The following is a 25,915-nucleotide window of genomic DNA, read 5'->3' on the forward strand; positions in this document are numbered from 1 at the left end:
ACTAGAACCACCCCCCCCGCTTGCCCGTTGGGGCGGGCCCCACCGGGCTCACGCGCTGGGCCACCCCGCGCCGGCCGGTGTTCCTCGGCGGCGCGGGCCCGGCCGGCCTGGACCCGCCCAAGGGCATGCTGCTGCTCGGCGTGCAGGGCTGCGGCAAATCAATGCTGGCCAAGGCAACGGCGGCCGGTTTCGGCGTACCGCTGCTGCGGTTGGACTTCGGCAGCCTGTACGACAAGTACCACGGCGAGACCGAGAAGAACCTGCGCGACGCGCTCGCCTCGGCCGAGCAGCTGGCCCCCTGCGTGCTGTGGATCGACGAGATCGAGAAAGGCCTGGCCAGTGGCGGCGAAGATGGCGGCGTGTCGCGCCGGGTGCTCGGCCACCTGCTGACCTGGCTGGCCGAGCGCAAGAGCACGGTATTCATCGTCGCCACCGCCAACCAGGTGCATGAACTGCCGGCCGAGCTGCTGCGCAAGGGCCGTTTCGACGAGATCTTCTTCGTCGATCTGCCCGACGCCAACACCCGGGTCGAACTGCTGCGCCTGCATCTGGGCAAGCGCCAGCTCAATGCGGACGACTTCGCACTGCCCGCGCTGGCGGCCGCGGCGGATGGCTTCTCCGGTGCGGAGATCGAACAGGCGGTGGTGTCGGGGCTGTACGCCGCGCATGCCGAATCGCGTGTGCTGGATACCGAACTGTTGATGCAGGAGATCCGCGGCAGCCGGCCGCTATCGGTGCTGATGGCCGAACAGGTCACTGCGCTGCGCGAGTGGGCACGGGGGCGCACCGTCAGCGCGGACGTGTGACGCCGGGGCGCTACGCCGGCAGGTGCTGCAAGACCCACACCCACGCCGGCAGCGTCACCAGCGACAGCAGGATGCCGTAGCCAACCAGCGCGGCGGCCAGGCGCGGGGCCAGGCGATGGGACATCGCCAGTGCGGCGGCGGTGATCATGGTCGGCATCGCCGACTCCAGCACATTGGCCTGCAGCATCGTGCCGTGCAGGCCGAACGCCCAGGAGATCGGCAGCGCCAGTGCCGGCATCACCAGCAGCTTCAGCAGCAACCCGATGCCCAGTGGCCTGAGCTCATCCAGTGGCAGGCGCAGCTGGATGGAGAAACCCACCGCCAGGATCACCAGCGGCAGCATCGCATCGGCCAGCTGCTTCAGCCCGGTGCCGATCCAGCCCGGTGGCTGCTCAGGCATCAGGGTCAACGCGAACAGCAACGCCCACAGCGGCGGGAACTTCGCGATCCGCAGCAGGATCTGTGCGGCGGTAGGCGGGGTGTCGCCGCTGTAGCGCGCGATCACATACAAGCCGAACGTGGACAGCAGCACAAAGGTGCCGAACTGGTCATAGACCACCGCATAGGGCAGCGCGTGATCACCGAGCAGCGCGCGCACCATCGGGTAGCCGATGAAACTGGAATTGGCCAGCGCCACGCAGATCAACAGCACCGCATGCACGTCGCGGGCGAAGCCGAAGACGCGCGTAGCCAGGCTCACCGCGGCGAGCGTACACAGCATCAACAGCCACGGCGTGGCGACCAGCCCGATCAGGCTGATATCCAGATGCAGCCGTGGGACGTAGATCAGCACCGCCGCCGGCAGGCAGACGTACAGCACGATGCGGTTGAGCACATCGGCAGTGTTGTCCGGCAGCGCGCGCAGACGCGAGAACAGCATGCCCAGGCCAAGCATGGTCAGGATGAGAGCGAATGCATCGAACGCCATCGCGACAGCCTAGCCGATCCGGCAGTGGCCGCCGCCCCGACCATGGTCGAAACGGGAGGGTACGGCGGCCTCGCCAAGGGGCAGGCCCGTATGTGCGGGCCCGCCCGACCCGATCACGGCCAGGCGGGCGGCTTCTCCGCCCAGGCCCGCTGGATCTCGGCCAGCGTACTGCGTTCGCTGTCGCGCCAGCCAGGCAGCAGTTCGGCATAGCGATCCGTTCCGCTCCACTGCTGTGGCTCGGTGCGCACGGCTGCGGCATACCACTGCACGGCTTCGGCCTTGCGGCCCAGCGTCCACAGGGCCAGTGCGAAGGTGGGCGGCACCCACCCGGGATTCCCACGCAGCGTGTTCTGGGCCGCCGTCCACTGGGCCAGTGCAGCGTCGGTCTCGCCGAGGCGGAACAGGTCCCAGCCATAGTTCCAACGCACGGAACGGCCCAGCACCGAACTGGCCGACGCGGTCGTGGCGGCCTGTTCGTAAAGACTGCGCCCCAGTTCCGGCCGGCCCTGCGCGATCGCTACGCCCGCCAGCTGCACGGTGGCCTCCAGCGTCTTGCGGCCGCGCTCGCGGTGTTTCATCAATTGGTCGACGAGATCCCCACCCTCTCCCTGCACCACCACCATCGGGGCGGCGGCCAGGTCATTGTCGAAGTAGAACTCCTGCACCGCCGGCAGCGATTGCGCCGACACGTTGAACACACAAGCCCCCATGGCCAGCATCACGCCGGCCAGCATCTGTCTTGCAACTGCCATGCAAACTCCCCCAGGTTGTCACAACAACCTCCCCTCCTGATCCTAACCGCAGCGCACGCCCGGCACCAAGCGCGGCCGACCAACGGTCGGATCTACCCGGCGCGCCGCCAGACCCGCAGGCGGTTGTTGGCCGGCATCGCCACGTCCTCGGCCAGCTGCAGGCCCACCCCGGCCGCCAGTGCATCCACCGCTTCGGCATCGCGGATGCCCGAGGCCGGATCGCGCGCCTTCAGCCACGCATCGAACTGGCGATTGCTGTCGCTGCTGTAGGCACCGTGGGCGTTGAACGGGCCGTAGACGCACAGCACGGCGTCCGCGGCCATCACGGCAGGCAACCCGGCGAACAACGCCTGCACGTGCGCCCAGCTCATGATGTGCAGGGTATTGGCGCTGAACACCGCATCGAAGGCCAATGGCGCCGCCGGCAGCGGGCCCAGCCCGGGCGTGGGCGACAGCGCCGCCTGCAGCGGCCACGGCGCCGGCGTATTGGGCAGGCCGGCCGCCTGCAGCCGCTCGGCGATGCCGGGCAGGTGGTCCGGATGGTCGCTGGCCTGCCACTGCAGGTGCGGCAGGGCCGCTGCGAAGTCCTCGGCGTGCTGGCCGGTGCCGCTGCCGATCTCCAGCACCCGGTGGCGGGCGGCGAGGTGGCGCTGCAGCACCGCCAGGATCGGCGCGCGGTTGCGGTCGCAGGCCTCGGACCAGCGTATCTGGCTCATCGGAATGTCACATCGGCAGGGAATCGATGTCCATCCAACCATGACCGCAGTCACTTGTGCCACTACGCGATGCCACCGAAAGTCGAAGACTTGTCCAATGTCGGCGGCCTGCGTGCCGTCGGCCGTCCTTGGGGGATGCGAGCTGTGCAACGTCGTGAGTTTCTAGCGCTGTCTGGAATGGGCCTGGCGGGCCTGGTACTGCCGCATGGCCGGCTGATCGCCGCCGAGCAGCTGCTCGAGCCGGGTGATGTGGGCCGCCGCAAGGCGCTGGCCGAGGCCGCGCTCGCCGCCGCCAAGCGCGCCGGTGCCAGCTACTGCGACGTGCGTATCGGCCGTTACCTCAACCAGGCGGTCATCACCCGCGAGGCCAACGTCCAGAACGTCACCAACAGCGAATCCTCGGGCATCGGCATCCGGGTGATCGTCAACGGTGCCTGGGGCTTTGCCGCCACCCACCAGCAGACCCCGGCCGCGGTGCTGGCCACGGTCGAGCAGGCCGCAGCGATCGCCCGCGCCAACGCCGGCATCCAGACCCGTCCGGTGCAGCTGGCGCCGGTCACCGGCGTGGGTGACGTGAGCTGGAAGACCCCGATCCGCAAGAACGCGATGGCGGTGCCGCTCAAGGACAAGGTCGACATGCTGCTGTCGCTGAACGCGGCTGCGCTCAATGCCGGGGCCGACTTCATCAACTCCACCCTGTTCCTGGTCAACGAGCAGAAGTTCTCCGCCTCCAGCGATGGCTCCTTCATCGACCAGGACGTGCACCGCATCTGGCTGCCCTTCACCGCGACCGCCATCGACAAGACCAGCGGCAAGTTCCGCACCCGCGCCGGGCTGTCCTCGCCGATGGGCATGGGCTACGAGTTCCTCGATGGCGACGCGCGCGGCAAGATCGCGTTGCCGGGCGGCGTGGTCGCCTACCGTGATTCCTACGATCCGCTGGAGGATGCGATCGCCGCGGCCCGCCAGGCGCGGGAGAAGCTCAAAGCGCCGTCGGTCAAGCCGGGCAAGTACGACCTGGTGCTGGATCCATCCAACCTGTTCCTCACCATCCACGAGAACGTCGGCCACCCGCTGGAGCTGGACCGCGTGCTCGGCTACGAGGCCAACTACGCCGGTACCAGCTTCGCCACGCTGGACAAGCGCGATGCGGGCTTCCGCTGGGGCAGCGACATCGTCAACTTCTTCGCCGACAAGACCGCCCCGGGCGGCCTGGGCGCGGTGGGCTACGACGATGAAGGCGTGAAAACCAAGCGCTGGGACCTGGTCAAGGACGGCATCCTGGTGAACTACCAGGCCACCCGCGACGAGGTGCATATTCTTGGCGAGAAGGAGAGCCACGGCTGCAGCTACGCCGATTCGTGGTCCAGCGTGCAGTTCCAGCGCATGGCCAACGTGTCGCTGGCGCCGGGCAAGGCGCCGCTGAGCGTGGCCGACATGATCAAGAACGTGGAGAACGGCATCTACATCCACGGCCGTGGCTCCTATTCGATCGACCAGCAGCGCTTCAACGCGCAGTTCGGTGGCCAGCTGTACTACCAGATCAAGAACGGTGAGATCACCGGCATGGTCGAGGACGCCGCCTACCAGATCCGCACGCCGGAGTTCTGGAACGCCTGCAGCGCGATCTGCGACGAGCGCGATTTCCGCTTCGGTGGTTCGTTCTTCGATGGCAAGGGTCAGCCGGGCCAGGTCTCGGCGGTCTCGCATGGCTCATCGACCACGCGCTTCGATGGCATCAACATCATCAATACCGCACGCAGCCTGGGATGAGCCTGTCCCCGCTCCATGCCGAATGTCACTACCGCGGCGCCCGTACGGCCGCAAGAATCGGCTGTGCCGCCGCGGCGGTCGCCCTGATGTCGCTGTTTCCCTGCCACCCCCACACCGACGTGGAGAGCTGCCTTGCAAAGACGTGACTTTCTCGCCCTGACCGGGCTTACCGCTGGCGGACTGATCGTGCCGTCGTTCTTCGGCAAGGTCATTGCCGCCGAGCAACTGCAGAGCGCACTCGATCCGGCGCTGAAAAAGCGCCTGGCCGATGCCGCCCTGGCCGCCGCGCGGCAGGCCGGTGCGACCTACTGCGATGTGCGTATCGGCCGCTACCTGCGCCAGTACGTGATCACCCGAGAGGACAAGGTGCAGAACGTGGTGAACACCGAATCGACCGGTGTGGGCATCCGCGTGATCGTCAACGGCGCCTGGGGCTTTGCCGCCACCAACCAGCTCGGCACCACCGATGTGGCGCGTGCCGCGCAGCAGGCCGCTGCGATCGCCAAGGCCAACGCCGGCGTGCAGACCGCCCCGGTGCAGCTGGCGGCCGCGCCCGGCGTGGGCGAAGTGTCCTGGCGCACCCCGATCCGCAAGAACGCGATGGACGTGCCGATCAAGGAGAAGGTCGAGCTGCTGCTGGACGTCAATGCAGGCGCGATGGGCGCCGGCGCCAGCTTCGTCAACTCGATGCTGTTCCTGGTCAACGAGCAGAAGTACTTCGCCTCCACCGATGGCTCCTACATCGACCAGGATGTGCACCGCATCTGGGCACCGATGACGGTCACCGCGATCGACAAGAGCACCGGCAAGTTCCGCACCCGCTCCGGGCTGTCCTCGCCGATGGGCCTGGGCTACGAGTACCTTGATGGCGTCGGCACCGGCAAGGCGGTCTCGCCCAACGGCGTGGTCAACTACCGCAACTCCTATGACATGAAGGCCGATGCGATCGCCGCGGCCAAGCAGGCGCAGGAAAAGCTCAAGGCACCGTCGGTGAAGCCGGGCAAGTACGACCTGATCCTGGATCCGTCGCACACCTGGCTGACCATCCACGAGTCGGTCGGCCACCCGCTGGAGCTGGACCGCGTGCTCGGCTACGAAGCCAACTACGCCGGCACCAGCTTCGCCACGCTGGACAAGCGCGAGCAGCATTTCCAGTACGGCAGCGACAAGGTCAACATCTTCGCCGACAAGACCCAGCCGGGCAGCCTCGGTGCGGTCGGCTACGACGATGAGGGCGTCAAGACCAAGCGCTGGGATCTGATCAGCGAAGGCAAGCTGGTGGATTACCAGACCATCCGCGACCAGGCCCATATCCTGGGCAAGACCGAGTCCGACGGCTGCTGCTACGCCGATTCCTGGTCCAGCGTGCAGTTCCAGCGCATGGCCAATGTCTCGATGGCGCCGGGCAAGACCAAACTGAGCGTGGCCGACATGATCAAGGACGTCGAGAACGGCATCTACATCATCGGCGACGGCTCGTTCTCCATCGATCAGCAGCGCTACAACGCGCAGTTCGGTGGCCAGCTGTTCTATGAAATCAAGAACGGCCAGATCACCCGCATGCTCGAGGACGTGGCCTACCAGATCCGCACGCCGGAGTTCTGGAACGCCTGCACCGCCGTGGCCGATGAAAGCGACTACCGCCTGGGCGGTTCGTTCTTCGACGGCAAGGGCCAGCCCGGCCAGGTCTCGGCGGTCTCGCACGGTTCGTCCACCGCGCGCTTCAACGGCATCAACGTCATCAACACCGCGCGCAGCCTCGGCTGACCGGTCAGGAGCCCCAATCCATGAGTATCTTCACCGAAGCCCAGGCCAAGGCCATCCTCGACAAGGTCATCGCGCTCTCCAAGGCCGATGAGTGCACCGCCGTGCTGGCCGGCTCGATCGACGGCAACATCCGTTTCGCACTGAACAATGTCTCCACCAGCGGCATCGTCGACAACACCGAGCTGGCCGTGACGGTCGCCTTCGGCAAGCGCGTCGGCACCGCCTCGATCAACGAGTTCGACGACGCCGCGCTGGAACGCGTGGTGCGCCGTGCCGAAGATCTGGCCCGCCTGGCCCCGGAGAACCCCGAGTTCATGCCGGCCATCGGCAAGCAGACCTACACTGCCAGCCCGACCTTCAGCGAATCGACCGCGGCCATCGACCCGGCCTTCCGCGCCAAGGTCGCCGCCGACTCGATCGCGCCCTGCCGGGGCAACGGCCTGATCGCCGCCGGCTTCCTGGAAGATGGCCAGAGCTTCTATGCAACGGCCAACAGCAACCGCAACTTCGGCTACCAGCGCGGCACCAATTTCAACTACACCTGCACGGTGCGTACCGAAGACGGGCGTGGCTCGGGCTGGGTGGGGCGCAGTGTGAAGGACGCGGCCGATTTCAAGGCCGACCAGGACATCCGCATCGCCATGCGCAAGGCTACCGAATCGGCCGAAGCCAAGGCCCTGGAGCCGGGCAAGTACACGGTGATCCTGGAGCCGGCGGCGGCGGCCGGCCTGATCAGCTTCATGATGAACTTCTTCGATGCGCGCTCGGCCGATGAAGGCCGCAGCTTCCTCTCCAAGAAGGGCGGCGGCAACAAGCTCGGCGAACAGGTCTACGACCCGCGTGTGACGATGGTGGCCGACCCGTGGCACCCGGACGCGGCGGTGCTGCCGTGGGACAACGAAGGCCAGCCGCGCGAAAAGCTGGACATCATCAAGGACGGCAGGATCGCCAACCTCAACTACTCGCGTTTCTGGGCGCAGAAGCAGGGCAAGACCGCCAACGCGCGGCCGGGCAACCTGCTGATGGCCGGTGGCGACAAGAGCACCGCCGAACTGGTGCGTGGCACCCAGAAGGGCATCCTGGTCACCCGCACCTGGTACATCCGCATGGTTGATCCGCAGACCGTGCTGCTGACCGGCCTGACCCGCGATGGCACCTTCTACATCGAGAACGGCCAGATCAAGCACCCGGTGAAGAACTTCCGCTTCAATGAGTCGCCGGTGATCATGCTCAACAACATCGAAGAGCTGGGCAAGCCAGTGCGTGTGGCCGGTGACGAGTCCAGCCTGGTGATGATGATTCCGCCGATGAAGCTGCGCGATTTCACCTTCACCTCGTTGTCCGACGCGGTCTGATGAACGGTCGTGACGGCCACTGGCCGTCTCTTCGTCTGGCCGGTGACACCCGGGAACGTGCGTGGCGATGAACCGCGCACAGTTCCTGCGCCTGATGCTGGGCAGTGCCGCCTTCGCGGCATTGCCCGCGCCGGCACGCGCCCAGGCCGGGCGTTACGACTTCTGGTTCACCCGCCTCAAGTACGACTCCGGCGACTGGGACGTGGATGCGCGCATGCCGTCCAACGTGATCACCTCGCTGATCGATTACACCTCCCTGCGCGTGGACCCGACCGAGCACGTGGTCGCGCTGTCCGATCCGCGCATGCTGGAGGCGCCGTTCTGCTACCTGGCCGGCCACAAGCTGGTCGAGTTCAATGCAGCCGAACGGCAGAACTTCGTACGCTACGTGCGCAATGGCGGCTTCGTGTTCGTCGATGACTGCAACCACGACATCGACGGCCTGTTCGCCACCTCCTTCGAAGCGCAGATGGCCAAGCTGTTCGGGCCCAGGGCGCTGGGCAAGCTCCCGAACAATCATGCGCTGTACCGCAGCTTCTTCCGCTTCCCCGAGGGCCCACCGGCCACCGGGTTCGAGCTCAATGGCTGGGGCGATGATCTGGTCCACGATTACCTCAAAGGCATCCAGATCGATGGTCGATTGGGTGTGCTCTACAGCAACAAGGATTACGGGTGCGAGTGGGACTACGACTGGCGCAACAAGCGCTTCCTGGCCGAAGACAACACCCGCTTCGCCGTCAACATCGTGATGTATGCGTTGAACAGCTGAGCTTCTTCCTGCTTTTTCAGCCACGCATGGCGTGGCTCTACGCCGATCCTGCGAGTGCCTTATGACGACCGACCGCCTTGATGCCCTTCTTCCCAAACTGCAGCAGCTGCGCGGCGCGCTGGCCCAGGCCGTGGTCGGCCAGCACGCGGTGGTCGAGCAGCTGCTGATCGGCCTGCTGGCCGGCGGCCACTGCCTGCTCGAAGGCGCGCCCGGGCTGGGCAAGACCCTGCTGGTGCGCTCGCTCGGGCAGGCGCTGGAGCTGCAGTTCCGGCGCGTGCAGTTCACGCCCGATCTGATGCCCAGCGACATCCTCGGCACCGAGCTGCTGGAAGAAGACCACGGCACCGGGCACCGGCACTTCCGCTTCCAGAAGGGCCCGATCTTCACGAACCTGCTGCTGGCCGACGAGCTCAACCGCACCCCGCCCAAGACCCAGGCCGCGCTGCTGGAGGCGATGCAGGAGCGCACCGTCAGCTACGCCGGCACCACCTATACGCTGCCCGCACCGTTCTTCGTGCTGGCCACGCAGAACCCGATCGAACAGGCGGGCACCTACCCGCTGCCCGAAGCCCAGCTCGACCGCTTCCTGCTGCACGTGCGGGTGGACTACCCCACCGAGCAGGAAGAGCGCGACATCCTGCTGCAGACCACCGGCAGCGCCAATGGCAGCGTGCCCAAGGTGATGGACGCCGAGGAGGTACTGGCGCTGCAGGCCGCGGTGCGCCAGGTCCACATCAGCGAAGACGTCCTCACCTGGATCACGCGCCTGGTGCGTGCCAGCCGCCCTGGCCGCGATGCGCCGGCGGCGGTGAACCAGTGGATCAAGTGGGGCGCCGGCCCGCGTGCCGGGCAGTCGCTGGTGCTGGCGGCCAAGGCGCGTGCGTTGCTGCAGGGCCGCTTTGCCGCGACCCGCGAGGACGTGCAGGCGCTGGCCGCGCCGGTGATGCGTCACCGGCTGTTGCTGTCGTTTGCCGCCGAAGCCGAGCAGAAGAGCGCTGACGATGTGGTCGCCGCGCTGCTGCAGGCCGTGCCGTTCCCGGGGTGATCCACACGCCGTGAGCCGCAACGCACCGATCGCGATCCCCGCCGATGTCCGCAGCCGCCTCAAGGCGCTGCGGCTGCTGCCACGCCGTGCGCGCGGTGCGCACGGAATCGGGCAGCACGCCAGCCGCAGCCGCGGTGCCGGGCTGGAGTTCGCGCAGTACCGTGCCTACGAACCCGGTGATGAGCTGCGCCAGATCGACTGGAAGCTCTACGCGCGCTCGGACCGGTTCTTCGTACGCGAATCCGAGCGCGAGAGCCCGATCACGGCTTGGGTGCTGATCGATGCGACCGCCTCGGCGCGGCAGCGTGATCGCGCGCGACCGGACGCGTCGCGGCTGGACCACGCCTGCGCGACCGCCGCCTGCCTGGTGGAACTGGCCCTGCAGCAGGGCGACCGCTTCGGCGCGATCGTGGTCAGCGGCGGCGGCGTGCAGCTGGTGCCCGCCGGGCACGGCCCGCGCCAACGTGACCGCGTGCACCTGCTGCTGCGCCAGCTGCAGGCCAGTGGCAGCTGGCCGCCGGTGACCTCGCTGGCGCCGATCTGGGAGCGCGTGCAGGCCGGCGATCTGCTGGTCGCACTGGGCGATGGTTTCGACGAGGCCGGCATCGTGCTGATGGAACGGCTGGCGGCCGCCCGTCGCGAAGTGCTGCACCTGCAGCTGCTGACCGCCGAAGAGCGCGATTTCCCGTTCACCCAGGGCCACCGCTTCCGCGATCCGGAGACCGGCGAAGAACTGCTGGGGGACGGCCGTGCGATCCGAGAGGACTACCTGGCCCGCTTCGACGCTGCGCAGCATGCGTTGCAGGCGCGTCTTCAGAGCAGCGGCATCGTGCACGCCAGCGGCTATCTCGACCAGCCGCTGGATCAGCCCCTGCGTGTGCTGCTCGGCGCCGGAGGTGGCGCGTGAGCCTGCTGTTCCCGCTCGGCCTGCTCGCACTGGCCGCCTGGCTGGTGCCGCTGTTGATCCACCTGGCGCGGCGCCACCAATATGCGCCGCTGGATTTCGCCGCGTTGCGCTGGCTGCGGGCCCGGATCCGGCCGCGCCAGAACGTCCGTTTCGATGAGTGGCCGCTGCTGTTGGTGCGGTTGCTGTTGCTTGCCGCGCTGGCCCTGCTGCTGGCGCGGCCGGTGCTGCACGGGGGCGCGGCCGATACCCACGCGGTCACGGTGGTCGCCCCCGGTCTGGACGGAGCGGCGCTGCGTGGCCAGATTGCCGAAGGGGACTGGCGATGGCTCGCGCCTGGCTTCCCTGCGCTGGCCGACGGCGCGCCGGCGCCCCATCAACCGCTGGCCAGCCTGCTGCGCGAGCTGGATCAGCGCCTGCCCGCCGGCGCACCGCTGACGGTGTACGTGCCTGACCCGATGCCCGGGCTGGATGGCGAGCGCCCGCGCCTGTCGCGTGCCGTGAACTGGCGGCCGATCCTCATGGCACCGACCAGCGCGCGCACGGCGGCACTGCCTGTGCTGCAGGTCGGTGGCGAGATCGCGGAAGGCGAGCAACGCGTGTTGGCCGCGTTCCAGCGCGCATGGTCCAACCAGGGGTTGTCTCCCGCACGCGGTGCCGGTACCGCCCCGGACGCCGGGCAGATCGGCGTGTGGCTCGCCGCTGCGCCGCTGCCTGCCGCCTGGCAAGCGTGGGTGCGCCAGGGCGGCAGCGCGCTGGTCGCGTCGGGTTCTACTGGGGAGGGTTGGACTCCCGCCTTGCGCGATGCGGACGGCGCGTTGGTACTGGAACAGCGGCTCGAGGGCAGTGGTCGCCTGCTGCGTTTCACTTCGCCGCTGACGCCGACGGCGCTGCCGGTGCTGCGCGATCCCGGCTTCCCGCGCCAGTTGCTGGCGGTCGTCGCCGCACCCGCCCCGCCCACGCTCGCAGCCGCGGCGACACAGCAGCCAGTGCGCGGTGGCGCCACGCCGCGTCCGCTGCCGCGTGAGCTGACCCCGTGGCTGCTGGCGCTGATCGTGTTGCTGTTCGCGCTGGAACGGGTGGTGGCCACCTCGCCGCGCCGTGGAGCAGGGGCATGAACGCCATCATCCAGCGCGGCTGGCAGCGCGCGCGCCGGCGCCAGTGGTGGATCACCGCCGTCGTCGCGGTACCGATCGCGCTGGCACTCAGTGCCGTTGCATGGCGGATCGCGGGGTTCAATGCGTTCACCGTGATCCTGCTGCTGACGTTGCTGGTCGGCGTCGGGCTGGCCACCTGGCGCGCGCGCCGCCTCGATCGCCACTGGCTGGTTCGCCGCCTGGATGAACACGCGGTGGCGCAGGACAGTGCCGACCTGCTGTTCGCGACCCCCGACACCTTGAACCCGTTGCAGCGGCGCCAGCGCTCGCATGTCGAGGCGGCACTGCAGTCGCGCCTGCCCGAGCTGCGGCCCCGCTGGCCGTGGCGCTGGGTACTGGCGTCGGCGGTGATGTCCTTGCTGGCCATGGCCCTGGCCTTCGGCTGGCCGCGCGACCAGAACGCGGCGCCACTGTTCCCAAGCGCCGCGGCACCGCCGGCCACACCGGCGCAACCGCCGCAGCTGCGTTCCACCCGGCTGGAGATCACCGCCCCTTCCTACACCGGGCAGCCCGCGCGCGTGCAGAGCGCGCTGGATGGCAAGGTCCCGCAGGACAGCCGCCTGCAGTGGTCGCTGCGCTTCTCGGCGCAACCGCAGACCGCTGCGCTGCAGTTCCACGATGGCCAGCGCATCGCGCTGCAACGCGACGGCGACCACTGGGCCGCGCAGTGGAGCGCGACACGTCCGGCGTTGTACCGCGTGGTCACCGAGCCTGCCCTGCGCGACACCCGCCTGTATCGACTTGATGTGGTGCCCGATCGCCCCCCGGTGGTGCGTGTGATCGCTCCCGACCGCAGTCTTGTACTGGGTGCGCCCGGGCAGCGTCAGTGGCCGCTGCAGTTCGAGGCCACCGACGACTACGGCGTGATCGCCACGGCACAGTTGAAGGTCACGTTGGCCCAGGGCAGCGGCGAGAACATCACCTTCCGGGAGCAGACGTTCAGCCTGACCGGCACCGGACCGGCGACGCAGCGGCGTTTCGCGCGCACGCTGGACCTCGCCGCGCTGGGCGCCACCGAAGGCAACGACGTGATCGCCCAGTTGACCGTGCGCGACACCCACACGCCCACCGCGCAGACGGCTCAGAGCAGCAGCGTGATCCTGCGCCTGCCCAGTGCCGCGGAGATCCAGGGCACCGACATGGAGGGCATGGTCAAGAAAACCCTGCCGGCGTACTTCCGCAGCCAGCGCCAGATCATCATCGACGCCGAGGCGCTGATCAAACTGCGCGGCAAGCTGCCGGCCGAGGAGTTCGTCAAACGCGCCGATGCGATCGGCGTGGACCAGCGCATCCTGCGCCTGCGCTACGGCCAGTTCCTCGGCGAGGAAAGCGAAGGCGGGGCCAAGCCACCGCCGACCAGCGATGCCCTGCCGACCAGCGACACGCCGCCGGCCGCGCACGACGACGATCACGGCCACGATGCCGACCCTGCCAAGCCCCAGGCGCAGGGCGGGCACGACGATCACGACCACGGCGCGCCGACCGATGGCACCGCTGCCGTGTTCGGCAGCGCCACCGATGTCCTCTCCGAGTACGGCCATACCCATGACCACGCCGAGGCGGCCACCCTGCTCGATCCGAAGACGCGTGCCACGTTGAAGGCCGCGCTGGACCAGATGTGGTCTTCCGAGGGTGAACTTCGCCAGGGCCAGCCAGAGCGCGCCCTGCCGTACGCCTACAAGGCGCTGGGTTTCATCAAGGAAGTGCAGCAGGCCGAACGCATCTACCTGGCGCGGGTCGGCCCGGAGCTCCCGCCGATCGACGAGGGCCGGCGCATGACCGGCGAGCGCGCCGACCTGGCCAGCCGCACGTTGCCGTTGCGTGCGCTGGAGGCACCCGACCAGGCCATCGTGCAGGTCTGGCAGCAGCTTGCCGATCCCGCCAGCGCGCCGGATCTGGACGCACTGACCCAGTGGCTGCGGCGCAATGAAGCGCGCCTGCCGGACCCGCTGGGCCTGGCCGCCGCCATCGAGGAGCTCCGCATCACCCCGGACTGCGCCGACTGCCATCAGGCCCTGCGTGCGCAGCTGTGGCGTGCGCTGCTGCGGCCGCTGCCGCAGGTCCCTCGTCGCATCGCACCGGATGCCATGGGTCAGCGCTACCTGGATGCCCTGGAGGCCTCACCGTGAGCGAACCGCGCTGGATCCTGATCGCGCTGCTCGCCGTACTGGCGCTGGCCAGTGCGCGTCTGTGCTGGCAGCAGTGGCGTGGACCGGCGCGGGCAAGCGGCGTGTTCGCCACCCTGCTGTTGTTGCAGGCCATGGTGACCGTACTGCTCTACCTGACCCTGGTGCCACCGATGCAGCGCGTGGCCGGTGGCCAGCTGACCGTGCTGACTGGCGCGGCCGATCAGGTGCGCTGGTCGGCGGCGCCGGGCGAGACCGTGGTCGCGCTGCCGGAAGCGACGAAGGTGGCAGACGCCCTCGCAGCACCCGACCTGGCCACCGTGTTGCGCCAGCATCCGGGTGCCACTTCCCTTCGGCTGATCGGCGATGGCCTGTCGGCCCGCGATCGCGATGTCGCGCTGCCCCGTGGCGTGCGTATCGAATCGCCCAACGCGCCGCAGGGCTGGATCGCGCTGCAGCCGCCGGCGGTCACTGCGCCCGGTGCGGTGTTCACCGTGAGCGCGCGTACGCAGGGCGTGCCAGGCGCGCGCGCCGAACTGGTGGATCCCGCCGGTGTGGTCATCGACAGGGCCACGCCGGATGCCGAAGGGAAGGTGCAACTCAGCGGCGTGGCCCGCGTTGCCGGACAGAGCGTGTTCGGCCTGCGCCTGCTCGACGCCGAACAGCATGTGATCGATACGCTTGCCGTTCCCGTGGACACCGCCGCCGCCGCAACGCCTCGCCTGTTGCTGCTGGCCGGTGCACCCGGCCCGGAGTTCAAGTACCTGCGCCGCTGGGCCACCGATGCCGGGCTGCGGGTGCAGGCGCAGGCCAACGCGGGCGGTGGCGTATCACTTGGCGATGCACCGATCGCACTTACCGCTGCCACCTTGGCCGAGACCGATGTGGTGCTCCTGGATGAGCGCAGCCTGGCCGGGCTGTCGGCCGCGCAACGCAGCGCACTGCAGCAGGCGATCCGCGCCGGGTTGGGCGTGCTCGTCCGCACCAGTGGCCCCCTCAGCGACAGCGCGCGCCAGGCGCTGCGCGGCTGGGGCATGCCCGTCAGCGGCAACAACCAGGCTGCCCCCCTGACCCTGCCGGCCGACGCCGATGCCGCTCTGCTGCAGGCACGCCGTGGCCCCCAGCGGCCCGCGTCGGACACCACCGCCTACGTCGAAGAAGCCGACACCGCCTCGCATCAGGCTGCGCTGCCAGTGTTGGAGCAGCTGACTCTCAAGGCCACCGATGCAGCCGCCCTGCTGCACGATGACAAGGGCGCTGCCGTCGGCGGCTACCGCGTTCTCGGACGCGGCCGCGTTGCGCTCCTGCCCATCACCGACAGCTATCGACTGGTGCTGGCCGGCCGCGACGATCGCCACGCCGAGGTGTGGAGCAGCGTCATGGCCAGCGTGGCGCGCCCGCTTCCTGCCGCGGATGTGCCACGCATCGGCACCCACACGCCGTGGGCCGGCGAGCGCATGGCGCTGTGCCAGCTGCAGGTGACTGCACAGGTGCGTGCACCGGATGGCGCGCTCATCCCCCTGCAGCTTGATCCGGCGAGCGGTCCCGAGCGCTGCGCTGGCTACTGGCCGAACCAGCCGGGCTGGCATCAGCTGCAGCAGGGCGAACGCCACCACGCGTTCTACGTGTTCGATCCGGCCAGCGCGCGACCGCTGTATCGGCAGCAGCTGCGCGACGCGACTGCCCAGCGCTTGGCCACCGGCGCCTCCGCTTCATCGGCTGGCGTGGTCGAGACGCCGGGCGCACGGTGGCCATGGCTGCTCGCCTTCTTGCTGGCGGCAGGGTTGCTGTGGTGGCTGGAGCGACGACGGGGGGTGACAGCAGGCTGACGCGCGCACAGCGTTGAGTCCCACAGTGCGAGTGGGGTAACCGTCAGGGTGTTCCGCCGGGCTCCGGCAGCACCGGGCACCCACCCTGCTGCACACACACCTCCTGCGCGCGACGCTGCTCTTCCTCGGTCAGCTCCGGCGGTGGGCGCGCGGTCGCGGACTGGATCTGATCGGGTCCGCCAGTAAGTTTGTTCACGCCCTGGGCGGCGGCGGCCAGCCCCTTGTTGATGCCCATCATCAGATAGCCACCGCTCATGCTGACCTGCTCGGGCGACGGGGGCTCGCTCCAGGTGTGGCTGAAGCGGTTCGGCTGCACCTGCACCGGATTCTTGAAGCGGTACAGATCCAGCGGTTCGTCGTCAGGCTTGAGGGCGCGCACCTCGCCCAGCGTGGTGACATCCCCCTGCGCTGTCGCGGGCGGCGGTTCCACGGGTTCAGGTACGGCGGCCTGCTGGGCCTGCCCGGCAGCGGCCAGCAGCAAACCCGCAAGCACTGCCAAGCCTTGATATTCACGTAATGCCACAGCGACTCCGTCCGTGTTGGTAGCGGGCTGCCACCAAGGATACGGATGCCGGTGTCAGATTTCGTTGCTGGCAGCTGTCCAAGCGACGCCGGCAGGCACTGAACCATTCACCCCGGCGCAGCGCAATGTCTCAGACATTGAGACGCGGTCATGTTTCCATAGCGTCCTTTGCAGACCGTTGTGACCATGGCTTACGAACTCGCCAAGCGCACCGAGGACGCCGAGCGCCGCCTCGCCACCACCGAAGGCCTGCCCTCGCGCGATGGTGCGCTGCTGACCTCGCGCCTGCAGCGCCGCTACCACGACCGCATCACCGGCAGCTTCACGATTCCCGCGCGCGAGGGCCGGTACGCGCCGATCCCGACCGATGTCCCCGATGCCTTGGTCAGCGCACTGAAGGCACGCGGCATCGAGCAGCTGTACAGCCACCAGGCGGAGGCCTGGGAGGCCAGCCAGCGGGGCGAGCACGTGGCCATCGTGACCCCGACCGCCAGCGGGAAATCGCTGTGCTACACCCTGCCGGTGGTCAGCGCCGCCATGCAGGGCAAGGCCAAGGCGTTGTACCTGTTCCCGACCAAGGCGCTGGCCCAGGACCAGGTGGCCGAGCTGCTCGAGCTCAACCGCGCCGGCGACCTGGGGGTCAAAGCCTTCACCTTCGATGGCGATACGCCGGGTGATGCGCGCCAGGCGATCCGCCTGCACGGCGACATCGTGGTCTCCAACCCGGACATGCTGCATCAGGCGATCCTGCCGCATCACACCAAGTGGGCGCAGTTCTTCGAGAACCTGCGCTACGTGGTGATCGATGAGGTGCACACCTACCGCGGCGTGTTCGGCAGCCACGTCACCAACGTGCTGCGCCGGCTCAAGCGGATCTGCGCGTTCTACGGGGTGGAGCCGCAGTTCATCCTGTGCTCGGCCACCATCGGCAACCCGCAGGCGCATGCCGAGGCGCTGATCGAAGCGCCGGTCACTGCGATCACCGAATCCGGCGCGCCGACCGGGCCCAAGCACGTGCTGCTGTGGAACCCGCCGGTGGTCAATGCCGATCTCGGCCTGCGGGCCTCGGCCCGCTCGCAGAGCAACCGCATCGCCCGCATCGCGATCAAATCCGGGCTGAAGACCCTGATCTTCGCGCAGAGCCGGTTGATGGTCGAAGTACTGACCAAGTACCTCAAGGACATCTTCGACCACGACCCGCGCAAGCCGGCCCGCATCCGCGCCTACCGGGGCGGTTACCTGCCCACGGAGCGGCGGGAGACCGAGCGGGCGATGCGCGCCGGGCAGATCGACGGCATCGTCAGCACCTCGGCACTGGAGCTGGGCGTGGATATCGGCAGCCTTGACGTGGTCATCCTCAACGGCTACCCGGGCAGCGTCGCCGCGACCTGGCAGCGTTTCGGCCGCGCCGGCCGCCGCCAGCAGCCCGCACTGGGCGTGATGGTGGCCAGCTCGCAGCCGCTGGACCAATACGTGGTGCGGCATCCAGACTTTTTCGCCGAAGCCTCGCCCGAGCATGCGCGCATCGCGCCGGACCAGCCGTTGATCCTGTTCGATCACATCCGCTGTGCCGCCTTCGAGCTGCCGTTCCTGGCCGGCGATCCTTTCGGCCCGATCGACCCGCTGGTGTTCCTGGAAGCTCTGGCCGAGACCGAGGTGGTGCATCGCGAAGGCGACCGCTGGGAATGGATCGCCGACAGCTACCCGGCCAACGCCGTCAGCCTGCGCTCGGTGGCCGATGGCAACTTCGTGGTGGTGGACCGCAGCGACGGCAAGCAGCAGATCATCGCCGAGGTGGATTACTCCGCCGCCGCGCTGACGCTGTATGAAGGCGCCATCCACATGGTGCAGTCCACCCCCTACCAGGTGGAGCGGCTGGATTGGGAAGGCCGCAAGGCCTACGTCACCCGCACCCACGTGGACTACTACACCGACAGCATCGACTTCACCAAACTCAAGGTGCTGGACCGCTTCGACGGCTGCATCGCCGGGCGCGGCGATTCACACCACGGCGAAGTGCACGTGGTGCGCCGCGTGGCCGGCTACAAGAAGATCCGCTATTACACGCACGAAAACATCGGCTATGGCCCGGTCAACCTGCCCGACCAGGAGCTGCACACCACGGCGGTGTGGTGGCAGTTGCCGCAGGCGCTGCTGCTGACCGCGTTCGACAGCAAGCAGGAAGCACTGGACGGTTTCCTCGGCGCGGCCTACGCGCTGCACATCGTCGCCACGGTGGCGGTGATGGCCGATGCGCGCGATCTGCAGAAGGCCGTCGGCAATGGCGATGGCGCGTGGTTCGCGGTGGCCGACCAGAGTGGGCGCGGGCAACTGCGTGGCGCCGAGTTCGATGCCAGCGCGATCGAGTTGCAGCAGCAGTTCGTGCCGACGGTGTATCTGTACGACAACTTCCCCGGCGGTGTGGGCCTGAGCGAGCCGCTGTGGGTGCGCCAGGCCGAGCTGCTGCTGCGCGCGCGCGAGCTGGTGCAGGGCTGCGACTGCAAGGCCGGCTGCCCGGCCTGCGTCGGCCCGGTGCTGGCCGGTCAGGAGGACGATGCCACCACGCCCAAGGCGCTGGCGTTGAAGGTGCTGGCTCTGTTCGACAGCGCCGCGCTGCCGTCTGCTGAAGAGCAGGAGCACCGTAGCGCCGAGGTGGTGACCCCGTGAGCCTGAGCCTGGACAAGCTGCGCCTGCTGCGCCGGCAGGCCGGTGATGCGACGGCGGCGCCTGCCTCTGGTCCGGCCATCGCCCCTGGGCGCGGATCCGCTGCCGCCGACACGGGCGCTCCCGGCGGCACGGGCAGCGCCCCGCTTCCGGCCGCCGCCAACGATGCGCGTGCGCGTACGCCCACACCGGCCTCCGTCTTCGGCTGGGTCGAGCAGGAGATCCGCCACAAGCCAACCGGCGCGGCCGCACGCGAGACCGCACCGGCAGTTCCCGCTGTTCCTCCTGTTCCTGTTCCCGCGCTGCGCAAGCCGGAGATCGGTGGCCTGCGCCGTCTGCTCGGCCTTCGCGATCGCGGCCTCAGCACCGCCACCCCGCGCGAGAACGCCAAGGATCGGCATGTGCCCGGTGAGGAAATCGCGCCGGGCCTGTTCCTGATCGAATCGTTCGTTACCCAAGCCATTCCGACCGAGCCGTTGTCGCTGGCCTTCGCCAAGCGCGAAGGCGAGCAGGTGCAGCCGCAGGACCTGCTGTTCTTCGATACCGAAACCACCGGCCTGGCCGGCGGCACCGGTACCCGCGCCTTCATGATCGGTGCGGCGGACTGGCACACGCATCCCGACCGCGGCGACGGCCTGCGCATCCGCCAGCTGCTGATGACGACGATGGCCGCGGAAACCGCGATGCTGCGCGAGTTCGCCGGCTGGCTGCAGCCGAGCACGGTGTTCTCCAGTTACAACGGGCGCTGCTACGACGCGCCGTTGCTCAAGACGCGCTATCGGCTGGCCCGGCAGCGCTGCCCGATCACGCCACTGGATCACGTCGATCTGCTGTTCCCGACGCGCCGCCGCTATCGCGGCACCTGGGAAAACTGCCGGCTGGCCACGATCGAGCGCCAGCTGCTGCAGATCGTGCGCGAAGACGATCTGCCCGGCTCGGAGGCCCCGGCTGCGTGGCTGAATTACCTGCGCGGCGGCAGTGCGGTGAACCTGCGCCGGGTAGCCGAGCACAACCACCAGGACGTGGTGACCCTGGCGCTTCTGATGCGGCGGCTGGTGGCCGAGGAACAGCGCGACCGGGAGACGTTGGCGCTGCAGGCCATTGACGCGGTGTAAAGGCCGGCCCACGGACACTGCGGGTACTTACCGTGGGAGGACCACCACATGCGCCTGAACCTTCTGTTCGCCCTGGGCTGTGCCCTGCCGCTGGCCGCCTGCAGTCCTCCGGCCAAGACCGCCGCGACGCCGCCTGACAGCCCGACCTCGACCGCCCCACCCGCGGTGGCCGGCAGTGGCGGCCAGTGCGATCCGGAAAAGCTCACCGGCCTGGCCGGGCAGACCGCCACCGAGGCGGTCATCCAGAAGGCGGTGAAGGACAGCGGTGCCCGCAACGCCCGCGTGCTCAAGCCGGGCATGGCGATGACCATGGATTACCGCGAAGACCGCCTCAGCATCGAAGTGGACGAACAGAACAGGATCGTGCGCGCCAACTGCGGGTGATCGGTTGCAACCGGCGACCTGGCACGCAGGCCGCCGTGGCTGGCGTGTGCCGATCAGTTGCGTACGCGCTGCGCTTTTCCGTTGGCCAGCGCCTGATCGATCGCGGCCCGCACGTCGCGCACCGCACGCGCCGAGGCCACACTCTGCTGCTGTGCCAGGCGCGCCTGTTCCTTGCCGAGTTCAGCCTGCTCACGCGCCACCAGCGCAATCTGTCGGGCGTCTACGGCCCTGGCCGAGGCGGTACGTGCCTCGCGTGCGGCCTGGCTGGCAGCGGAGGCAGCGGCGCGTGACTGGCGGGCACCCTGGCGTGCCGCCCGGTCGGCTTCGACAGCGGCGTCGAGGCCGGCCTCGCGGATAGCGTTGTTGACCACCGCGCTGACATCCACCGAGGCCATTGCATCGGCCGTGATCTGCATCGATGCCGCCGCGATCTGTTGGCCGACCACCGCTTGGCGGTTGCCCAGCTCGGCCTGTGCCGTTCCCAGCGCGGCGACCTGCGTCTGGGCCTGCCCCAGCGCCTTGAGTACTGCGGGATCGCGGATCAGATAGCGATCCTGACCTCGGCGCACCCACAGGGCCGGTTGATCGTTGCCGGCATCGCGTCGGGCCTGTTTCAGATCAGCGACGGAGGCGTCGACGAAATTGCTCTCGCCGCCGATCAACACGAAGGCCTGCGCGGGTTGCCGGCTGATGTCGAGTTTACCGTGGGTCACGAAGGACATCCCGTCATCCAGGTCCTTCGGCGGTTCCGGCGCAGCGGGCGCGGCGGGCGGTTCCGGAGCAGGCAACGGTTCTGGTGCCGGCATCGGCTCGGGCGCGCGGACCGGCGCAGGTGCCGGCCGGGCCACAGGTGCGGGCAGGGGTGTCGGCGCGGTCGGCGCGGTCGGTGCGACCGGAGCCTGGGGTGCGGCCGGCGGCGGCGGTGCAGCCACCAGACGCAACGGTGCAATACCGATCACCACGAACAACGCGGTGATTGCCAGCGAGGCCACGCGCGGGACGCTGCGGGTCTGCTGCAGCGTCAGCAGCCGGCGCTTGAGACTGCGCAGGTTCGGCGAAGCGCTGGCCACGCCGACGGCGGGACGGGGCGCCACACCCAACTGCACCAGCAGGCGACCGTAGTCATGGCGGCAGTGATCATGTCCGGCCACCACCGCACCATCGCAGGCTTCTTCGCGCGCCAACGCATATTCGCGGGCCGCCACGTGGACCAGCGGGTGGAAGAAGAACAGGTGCTGGGACAGCGCCGGCAGCAGGCCCCACCACAGGTCGCGACGCTGCAGATGGATCAGCTCGTGGGTCAGCGCCATGTCCAGATCGTCCGCCGACATGGTCGGCAGCTCGCGCGCCGGCAGCAGCAGCACCGGCCGCCACGGGCCGATCAACTGCGGCGACCGGATCTGCGCGGAGAGTTTCAGCTGCGGCGAGCGCCGCAGGCCATGCGCTTCGGCGGCCAACTGCAGCGCCTGCTGCAGGCCGGCGTCCGTGCACTCTGTGGCGCTGCGCACCAGCGCGCGGCTGGCGCGGTAGCCGCGCAGGCTGTGCACCAGCATCAGCAGCACACCGGCAGCCCACACGGCCAGCAGCAGCAAGGGCCAGGACGCTGTCATTGTCGCCGTCTCGACCGCATTGGCGGCGTAGGTGACCGGCGCAGCCTGCACGGCGGCATCGAACGCGGGCAGCGCCATCGCCGGTGCCGTCACGGCCGCCGGGGCCGGCAACACGGCCAGTTCCAGCGGGCTGCTCCAGACCAGGCCCAGCACGGCCTGCGCGGCCACCAGCCACCATAACCGGCAGCGGGTGGCCGCCGGCAGCTGCGGCACCAGCCGGCACACGCCCCACACCAGCGCCGCCAGTACCGCGCTCTGCACGCTGGTCCAGCCCAGCCGCATCAGCACTTCACTCATCATCATGTCCATCGCTCAGCCCTCCCGCTTGCGTGACTGCAACTGTGCGACCAGCGCTTCCAGCTCGGCCAGTTCCTGATCGCTGACATCCACCTTGTGCGACATGAACGCCACGAACGGCGACACCGAGCCCTGCAGCGTCTTCTCCACGAAGCTGGCCACGGCGCCCTGCACCACGCTGTCCTGGCCGCTGGTGGTGGCATAGCGGTAGACGCCGTCCACCTGCTTCCGGCTCAGGTACGACTTGGCGCGCAGGCGCTCCATCATGGTCAGCACGGTCGAGCGTGCCAGCCCGCGCGGCTCCCCGAAGCCGGTGGCGACCTCCCCGACACTGGGGCGGTCCTGTTCCGCGATGTACTGCAGCAGGGCCAGTTCCTGGTCCCCGATGGTCTTGCCGCGCATGGCGCACTCCCTATGACTACACGTGTCGCTACCGTGCCAGTGACTACAGGTGTCGTCAAGTGCCGGACGGACCGTGCCGACGAACGGTAGGCGCTGCGCGATGGGCATGCCGTGGGCCTTAAACCTTTTCGCCCCGGCCCGCATCCAAGCCTTCGAGCTGGGGCATTCCGCCCTGGCATCGCGCCCTCTTCGCCAAGGACCCGCCGCATGCGTTCCACCCATCGCGTGATCATGATCGTCGCCCTGTTGTTCCCGCTGGGCGTGCACGCGCACGCCGGCAGCGTGGAGACCGCCAACCAACAGACCCGGCAGTTCATCGGCCAGACCATGGACGCGCTGCGTATTCCCGGGTTGCAGATCGCCGTGGTCAAGGACGGGAAGGTGGTGCTGTCCGACAGCCACGGGCTGGCCAATGTCGAGAACGCGCTGCCGGCCACGCGCGCCACGCGTTTCCCGCTCAACTCGGCCACGAAGTCATTCACCGCGGTGGCGATGATGCAGCTGGCCGAAGCAGGCAAGGTGAACCTGGATGCGCCGATCTCGGCCTATCTCGCCGACCTGCCCGACGCGTGGCGCAGCGTGCGGGTGCGCCAGTCGCTGGCGCATACCTCGGGACTGCCGGACATTCTGGATGCACAGGGCCTGCTCGGCGGCGGGACCGAGGCGGCCGCCTGGACCGCCGTGACGCAACGCCCCGTAGACGCTGCGCCCGGCACGCGCTTCACCTATAACCAGACCAACTACGTGCTGCTGGCACGAATCATCGCCGCACAGGCCGCGATGCCGTACGACCGGTACGTGGCCACGCGCCAGTTCGATGTGGCCAGGATGCCGTCATCCACGTTCGGCGACAGCTACGATCTGATCGCCAACAACGCCACCATCTACAGTTGGTTCCCGCGCCGCACCGATGCGCCGGACGCCCCGCCACGGCTCTCGCACTGGTTCTACGACATGACTCCCGGCCTGTGGGCTTGCGGCGGCATGCTGACCACTGCCGACGACGTGGCCAAGTGGCTGGTCGCATTGACCGGCAACCGCTTGGTCAACGCCGCCAGCACCCGCCGGATGTGGACCCCGGAACGGCTCAATGACGGCAGCGACGGCGCATGGGGCGCCGGCTGGGCGGTGCTGCAACGCGCACCACAGCGTCAGGTGGCCGGCATGGGCGGTGCACGCTCGGCGTTCATCGTGTACCCCGACCAGGGGCTGGCCATCGTGGTGCTGACCAACCTGGTCGGGGCCAACCCGCAGACCTTCATTCCGCAGATCGCCGCGTTCTATGGTGCCGGTACGCAGGCGCCGGCGGTCAGCCGCGCGGCCCGCCCATCACCGGCAGGATCACGCCGCTGATGTAACTGGCGGTGATCGGCGAGGCGAGGAAGACGTACGCCGGCGACAGTTCTTCCGGCTGCGCCGGGCGACCCATGTCGCTGTCCTGGCCGAACTCGGCGACATCCGGCGCCTTCTTGTCGGCCGGATTGAGCGGGGTCCAGACCGGGCCCGGCGCCACCGCATTGACCCGGATGCCGCGCGGCAGCAACTGGCTGGCCAGCGCCTTGGTGAAGGCATGGATCGCGCCCTTGGTGGCCGAGTAGTCCAGCAACGATTTGCTGCCGAACAGGCCCGTCTCCGAGCCGGTATTGATGATGCTCGCGCCTTCGCCCAGGTGGGGCAGCACCGCGCGCGCCATCTGGATGTAGCCGCCGATGTTGGTCTGCAGGGTTTCCTGCAGGTGCTCGTCCTCGAGGTCTTCCAGACGATCGCAATGCAGCTGGAAGGCCGCGTTGTTGACCAGGATGTCGACCCCGCCGAATGCCTTGACGACCTGCTTCACCGCCTTGTTGCAGAACGCCGGATCACGCACGTCGCCGGCGATCACCACACAGCGGCCGCCTTCTTTCTCGACGTGCTCGCGGGTGATCTTCGCGTCCTTCTTTTCATCCAGGTGGAGCACCGCCACATCCGCCCCTTCGCGGGCAAACAGCACGGCCACCGCGCGGCCGATGCCGGAGTCGGCGCCGGTGATGATCGCGCGCTTGCCCTTGAGCTTGCCGCTGCCCTGGTAGTCCGGCGCGAGGAAGCGTGGGGCCAGCTGCATCTCGTGTTCGTAGCCGGGTTTGGCCAGCTGCTCGGCCGGCATTTTCTCAGGCTGGCGACGCGTGCCGGCCTGGGTGGCCTTCTTGGCGGCCTTCGTGGGGGTCGCCTTCGCAGCCTTCTTCGCCGCACGCGCGTCCTTGGCCTTTTCCTGGTCCTGCAGACGGCGCTGACGGGCCGCCACGCGCGCAGCGCGCGGATCGGTGGCGGCGGCCTTGCGGGTCGCGGTTTTGACGACCGGGGTACGGGTGCGCGGTTCGGCCGCCGCAGCAGCCGCCTCCGCCGGACGCGCACGCTTGCGGGAGGTGGGGGTCTTGGTGGTCTTACGGGTTTTGGCCGTGGCCATGCTCGACTCCTGTTGCCGGATCAGATGCGTGGAACAAACTCGAATGCGCGCCGTGTCGGGAATCCCGGGTCGGCCGTGCGCACCTCCACTATGGTCATCCATGCGGCCAGGCACGGTGAATGGAGCGTGCCCATACCGTGTAGAGGATTCATGCGCCGCATACGGCCACCGATGCACCCTGAGCGCAATTCCCATGGAGTGCGTCGCATGCTTCGTTACCTGTCCGCGGCTGTGGCCGTCCTTGCTCTTTCCGCCTGCAGCAGCACCCCCATCGCGCAGGTCCAGCCGATCGACGGCGTCATTTCCGGCCAGTGCCACGTGGATAAGGTCCGCGGCGCCGTGGGCCTGGCGGCATCGCAAGCCACGGTCGAACGTGCCCGCGTGGACAGCGACAGCTTGCAGGTCATCGTCGTGCGCAGCGAGCGTGCCGCAAGTGGCGCCACTGCCAGTGGCGCGGCCAATCCCACCCCGGGTGCAGAGCAGGGCGGCGAAAGGCTGACCATCGAAACCGGTCGCACCAACAACATCACCGCCCTCTACTGCGGCTGAT

General features: G+C 68.7%; 21 protein-coding genes and 1 pseudogene. 15 read left to right on the forward strand and 7 right to left on the reverse strand.

The annotated features are described in order from the left end of the window. Window positions 1-80 precede the first annotated feature (80 nt). A pseudogene (locus tag QMX81_RS12590) lies at window positions 81-806 on the forward strand (AAA family ATPase); the annotation flags it as partial. A 10-nt stretch (window positions 807-816) separates the two neighbouring features. On the opposite strand, the gene QMX81_RS12595 reads toward QMX81_RS12590, so the two are convergent. The 3 genes from QMX81_RS12595 to QMX81_RS12605 form a co-directional block, all read right to left on the reverse strand. Continuing rightward, on the reverse strand, window positions 817-1,734 hold the full coding sequence (locus QMX81_RS12595) for an AEC family transporter (protein ID WP_282261958.1): 918 nt from the start codon (window positions 1,732-1,734) through the stop codon (window positions 817-819). A 113-nt stretch (window positions 1,735-1,847) separates the two neighbouring features. Continuing rightward, on the reverse strand, window positions 1,848-2,486 hold the full coding sequence (locus QMX81_RS12600; protein ID WP_121043964.1) for a tetratricopeptide repeat protein: 639 nt from the start codon (window positions 2,484-2,486) through the stop codon (window positions 1,848-1,850). Window positions 2,487-2,578: 92 nt separating this feature from the next. Beyond that, entirely contained in the window at window positions 2,579-3,202 is a 624-nt protein-coding gene (locus tag QMX81_RS12605) for a DUF938 domain-containing protein (protein ID WP_152153837.1), read from the reverse strand. Window positions 3,203-3,346: 144 nt separating this feature from the next. Between QMX81_RS12605 and QMX81_RS12610 the strand changes: the two genes are divergently transcribed. The 9 genes from QMX81_RS12610 to QMX81_RS12650 all read left to right on the forward strand — a co-directional run bounded on the left by QMX81_RS12610 (window position 3,347) and on the right by QMX81_RS12650 (window position 15,927). Then, window positions 3,347-4,975: a TldD/PmbA family protein gene (locus tag QMX81_RS12610; protein WP_282261964.1), complete on the forward strand. Its 1,629-nt coding sequence runs from the start codon at window positions 3,347-3,349 to the stop codon at window positions 4,973-4,975. 132 nt (window positions 4,976-5,107) lie between these two features. Beyond that, window positions 5,108-6,742 (forward strand): TldD/PmbA family protein, encoded by a 1,635-nt coding sequence (locus QMX81_RS12615; protein WP_121043958.1) that lies wholly within the window; start codon window positions 5,108-5,110, stop codon window positions 6,740-6,742. A gap of 20 nt (window positions 6,743-6,762) precedes the next feature. Continuing rightward, entirely contained in the window at window positions 6,763-8,097 is a 1,335-nt protein-coding gene (locus QMX81_RS12620) for a TldD/PmbA family protein (protein ID WP_121043955.1), read from the forward strand. Window positions 8,098-8,164: 67 nt separating this feature from the next. Then, complete coding sequence (locus QMX81_RS12625) at window positions 8,165-8,866, forward strand: DUF4159 domain-containing protein (protein ID WP_282261967.1); 702 nt, start codon at window positions 8,165-8,167, stop codon at window positions 8,864-8,866. Window positions 8,867-8,927: 61 nt separating this feature from the next. After that, entirely contained in the window at window positions 8,928-9,911 is a 984-nt protein-coding gene (locus tag QMX81_RS12630; protein WP_121043949.1) for a MoxR family ATPase, read from the forward strand. A 10-nt stretch (window positions 9,912-9,921) separates the two neighbouring features. After that, the gene (locus QMX81_RS12635) at window positions 9,922-10,818 is read left to right on the forward strand and encodes a DUF58 domain-containing protein (RefSeq protein WP_282261971.1); all 897 of its coding nucleotides are present in this window, start codon (window positions 9,922-9,924) and stop codon (window positions 10,816-10,818) included. Next, window positions 10,815-11,933 carry a BatA domain-containing protein gene (locus tag QMX81_RS12640; protein ID WP_282261973.1) on the forward strand — a complete coding sequence of 373 codons (1,119 nt, stop codon included), beginning with the start codon at window positions 10,815-10,817 and terminating at the stop codon, window positions 11,931-11,933. The genes QMX81_RS12635 and QMX81_RS12640 overlap by 4 nt, the downstream gene beginning before the upstream one ends. Further along, a complete protein-coding gene (locus QMX81_RS12645) occupies window positions 11,930-14,101 on the forward strand; it encodes a hypothetical protein (RefSeq protein WP_282261975.1) in 2,172 nt (723 codons plus the stop codon). Before QMX81_RS12640 ends, QMX81_RS12645 begins: the two co-directional genes overlap by 4 nt. Beyond that, entirely contained in the window at window positions 14,098-15,927 is a 1,830-nt protein-coding gene (locus QMX81_RS12650) for a hypothetical protein (RefSeq protein WP_282261977.1), read from the forward strand. The genes QMX81_RS12645 and QMX81_RS12650 overlap by 4 nt, the downstream gene beginning before the upstream one ends. A 43-nt stretch (window positions 15,928-15,970) precedes the next feature. Here the strand turns inward: QMX81_RS12650 and QMX81_RS12655 are convergent, their stop codons facing one another. Beyond that, on the reverse strand, window positions 15,971-16,450 hold the full coding sequence (locus QMX81_RS12655) for a hypothetical protein (RefSeq protein WP_282261979.1): 480 nt from the start codon (window positions 16,448-16,450) through the stop codon (window positions 15,971-15,973). 186 nt (window positions 16,451-16,636) lie between these two features. Between QMX81_RS12655 and QMX81_RS12660 the strand changes: the two genes are divergently transcribed. Genes QMX81_RS12660 through QMX81_RS12670 form a run of 3 tightly spaced genes read left to right on the forward strand, consistent with a single transcriptional unit; the run spans window position 16,637 to window position 20,613 of the window. After that, window positions 16,637-19,117 (forward strand): DEAD/DEAH box helicase, encoded by a 2,481-nt coding sequence (locus QMX81_RS12660; protein ID WP_336619091.1) that lies wholly within the window; start codon window positions 16,637-16,639, stop codon window positions 19,115-19,117. Next, window positions 19,114-20,229, forward strand: coding sequence for a ribonuclease H-like domain-containing protein (locus QMX81_RS12665; RefSeq protein WP_282261980.1), 1,116 nt, complete (start codon window positions 19,114-19,116; stop codon window positions 20,227-20,229). The genes QMX81_RS12660 and QMX81_RS12665 overlap by 4 nt, the downstream gene beginning before the upstream one ends. 48 nt (window positions 20,230-20,277) lie before the next feature. Continuing rightward, window positions 20,278-20,613 (forward strand): I78 family peptidase inhibitor, encoded by a 336-nt coding sequence (locus QMX81_RS12670; RefSeq protein WP_121043929.1) that lies wholly within the window; start codon window positions 20,278-20,280, stop codon window positions 20,611-20,613. 53 nt (window positions 20,614-20,666) lie between these two features. Here the strand turns inward: QMX81_RS12670 and QMX81_RS12675 are convergent, their stop codons facing one another. Then, window positions 20,667-22,520, reverse strand: coding sequence for a M56 family metallopeptidase (locus QMX81_RS12675; RefSeq protein ID WP_336619092.1), 1,854 nt, complete (start codon window positions 22,518-22,520; stop codon window positions 20,667-20,669). Window positions 22,521-22,535: 15 nt separating this feature from the next. Further along, the gene (locus tag QMX81_RS12680) at window positions 22,536-22,922 is read right to left on the reverse strand and encodes a BlaI/MecI/CopY family transcriptional regulator (protein ID WP_019184134.1); all 387 of its coding nucleotides are present in this window, start codon (window positions 22,920-22,922) and stop codon (window positions 22,536-22,538) included. A 207-nt stretch (window positions 22,923-23,129) separates the two neighbouring features. On the opposite strand from QMX81_RS12680, the gene QMX81_RS12685 reads away from it, so the two are divergent. Next, window positions 23,130-24,275 carry a serine hydrolase domain-containing protein gene (locus QMX81_RS12685; RefSeq protein WP_282261983.1) on the forward strand — a complete coding sequence of 382 codons (1,146 nt, stop codon included), beginning with the start codon at window positions 23,130-23,132 and terminating at the stop codon, window positions 24,273-24,275. Here the strand turns inward: QMX81_RS12685 and QMX81_RS12690 are convergent. After that, entirely contained in the window at window positions 24,232-25,365 is a 1,134-nt protein-coding gene (locus tag QMX81_RS12690; protein ID WP_183073828.1) for an SDR family oxidoreductase, read from the reverse strand. The two genes, QMX81_RS12685 and QMX81_RS12690, sit on opposite strands and share 44 nt — an antisense overlap. 207 nt (window positions 25,366-25,572) lie before the next feature. Here QMX81_RS12690 and QMX81_RS12695 point away from each other — a divergent pair, with 207 nt between their 5' ends. Next, window positions 25,573-25,914, forward strand: coding sequence for a hypothetical protein (locus QMX81_RS12695; RefSeq protein ID WP_123731009.1), 342 nt, complete (start codon window positions 25,573-25,575; stop codon window positions 25,912-25,914). The last annotated feature ends 1 nt before the right edge of the window (window position 25,915 follow it).

It is taken from the genome of Stenotrophomonas sp. PS02301, assembly GCF_029959485.1.
GTDB classification, from domain to species: Bacteria; Pseudomonadota; Gammaproteobacteria; order Xanthomonadales; family Xanthomonadaceae; genus Stenotrophomonas; species Stenotrophomonas maltophilia_Z.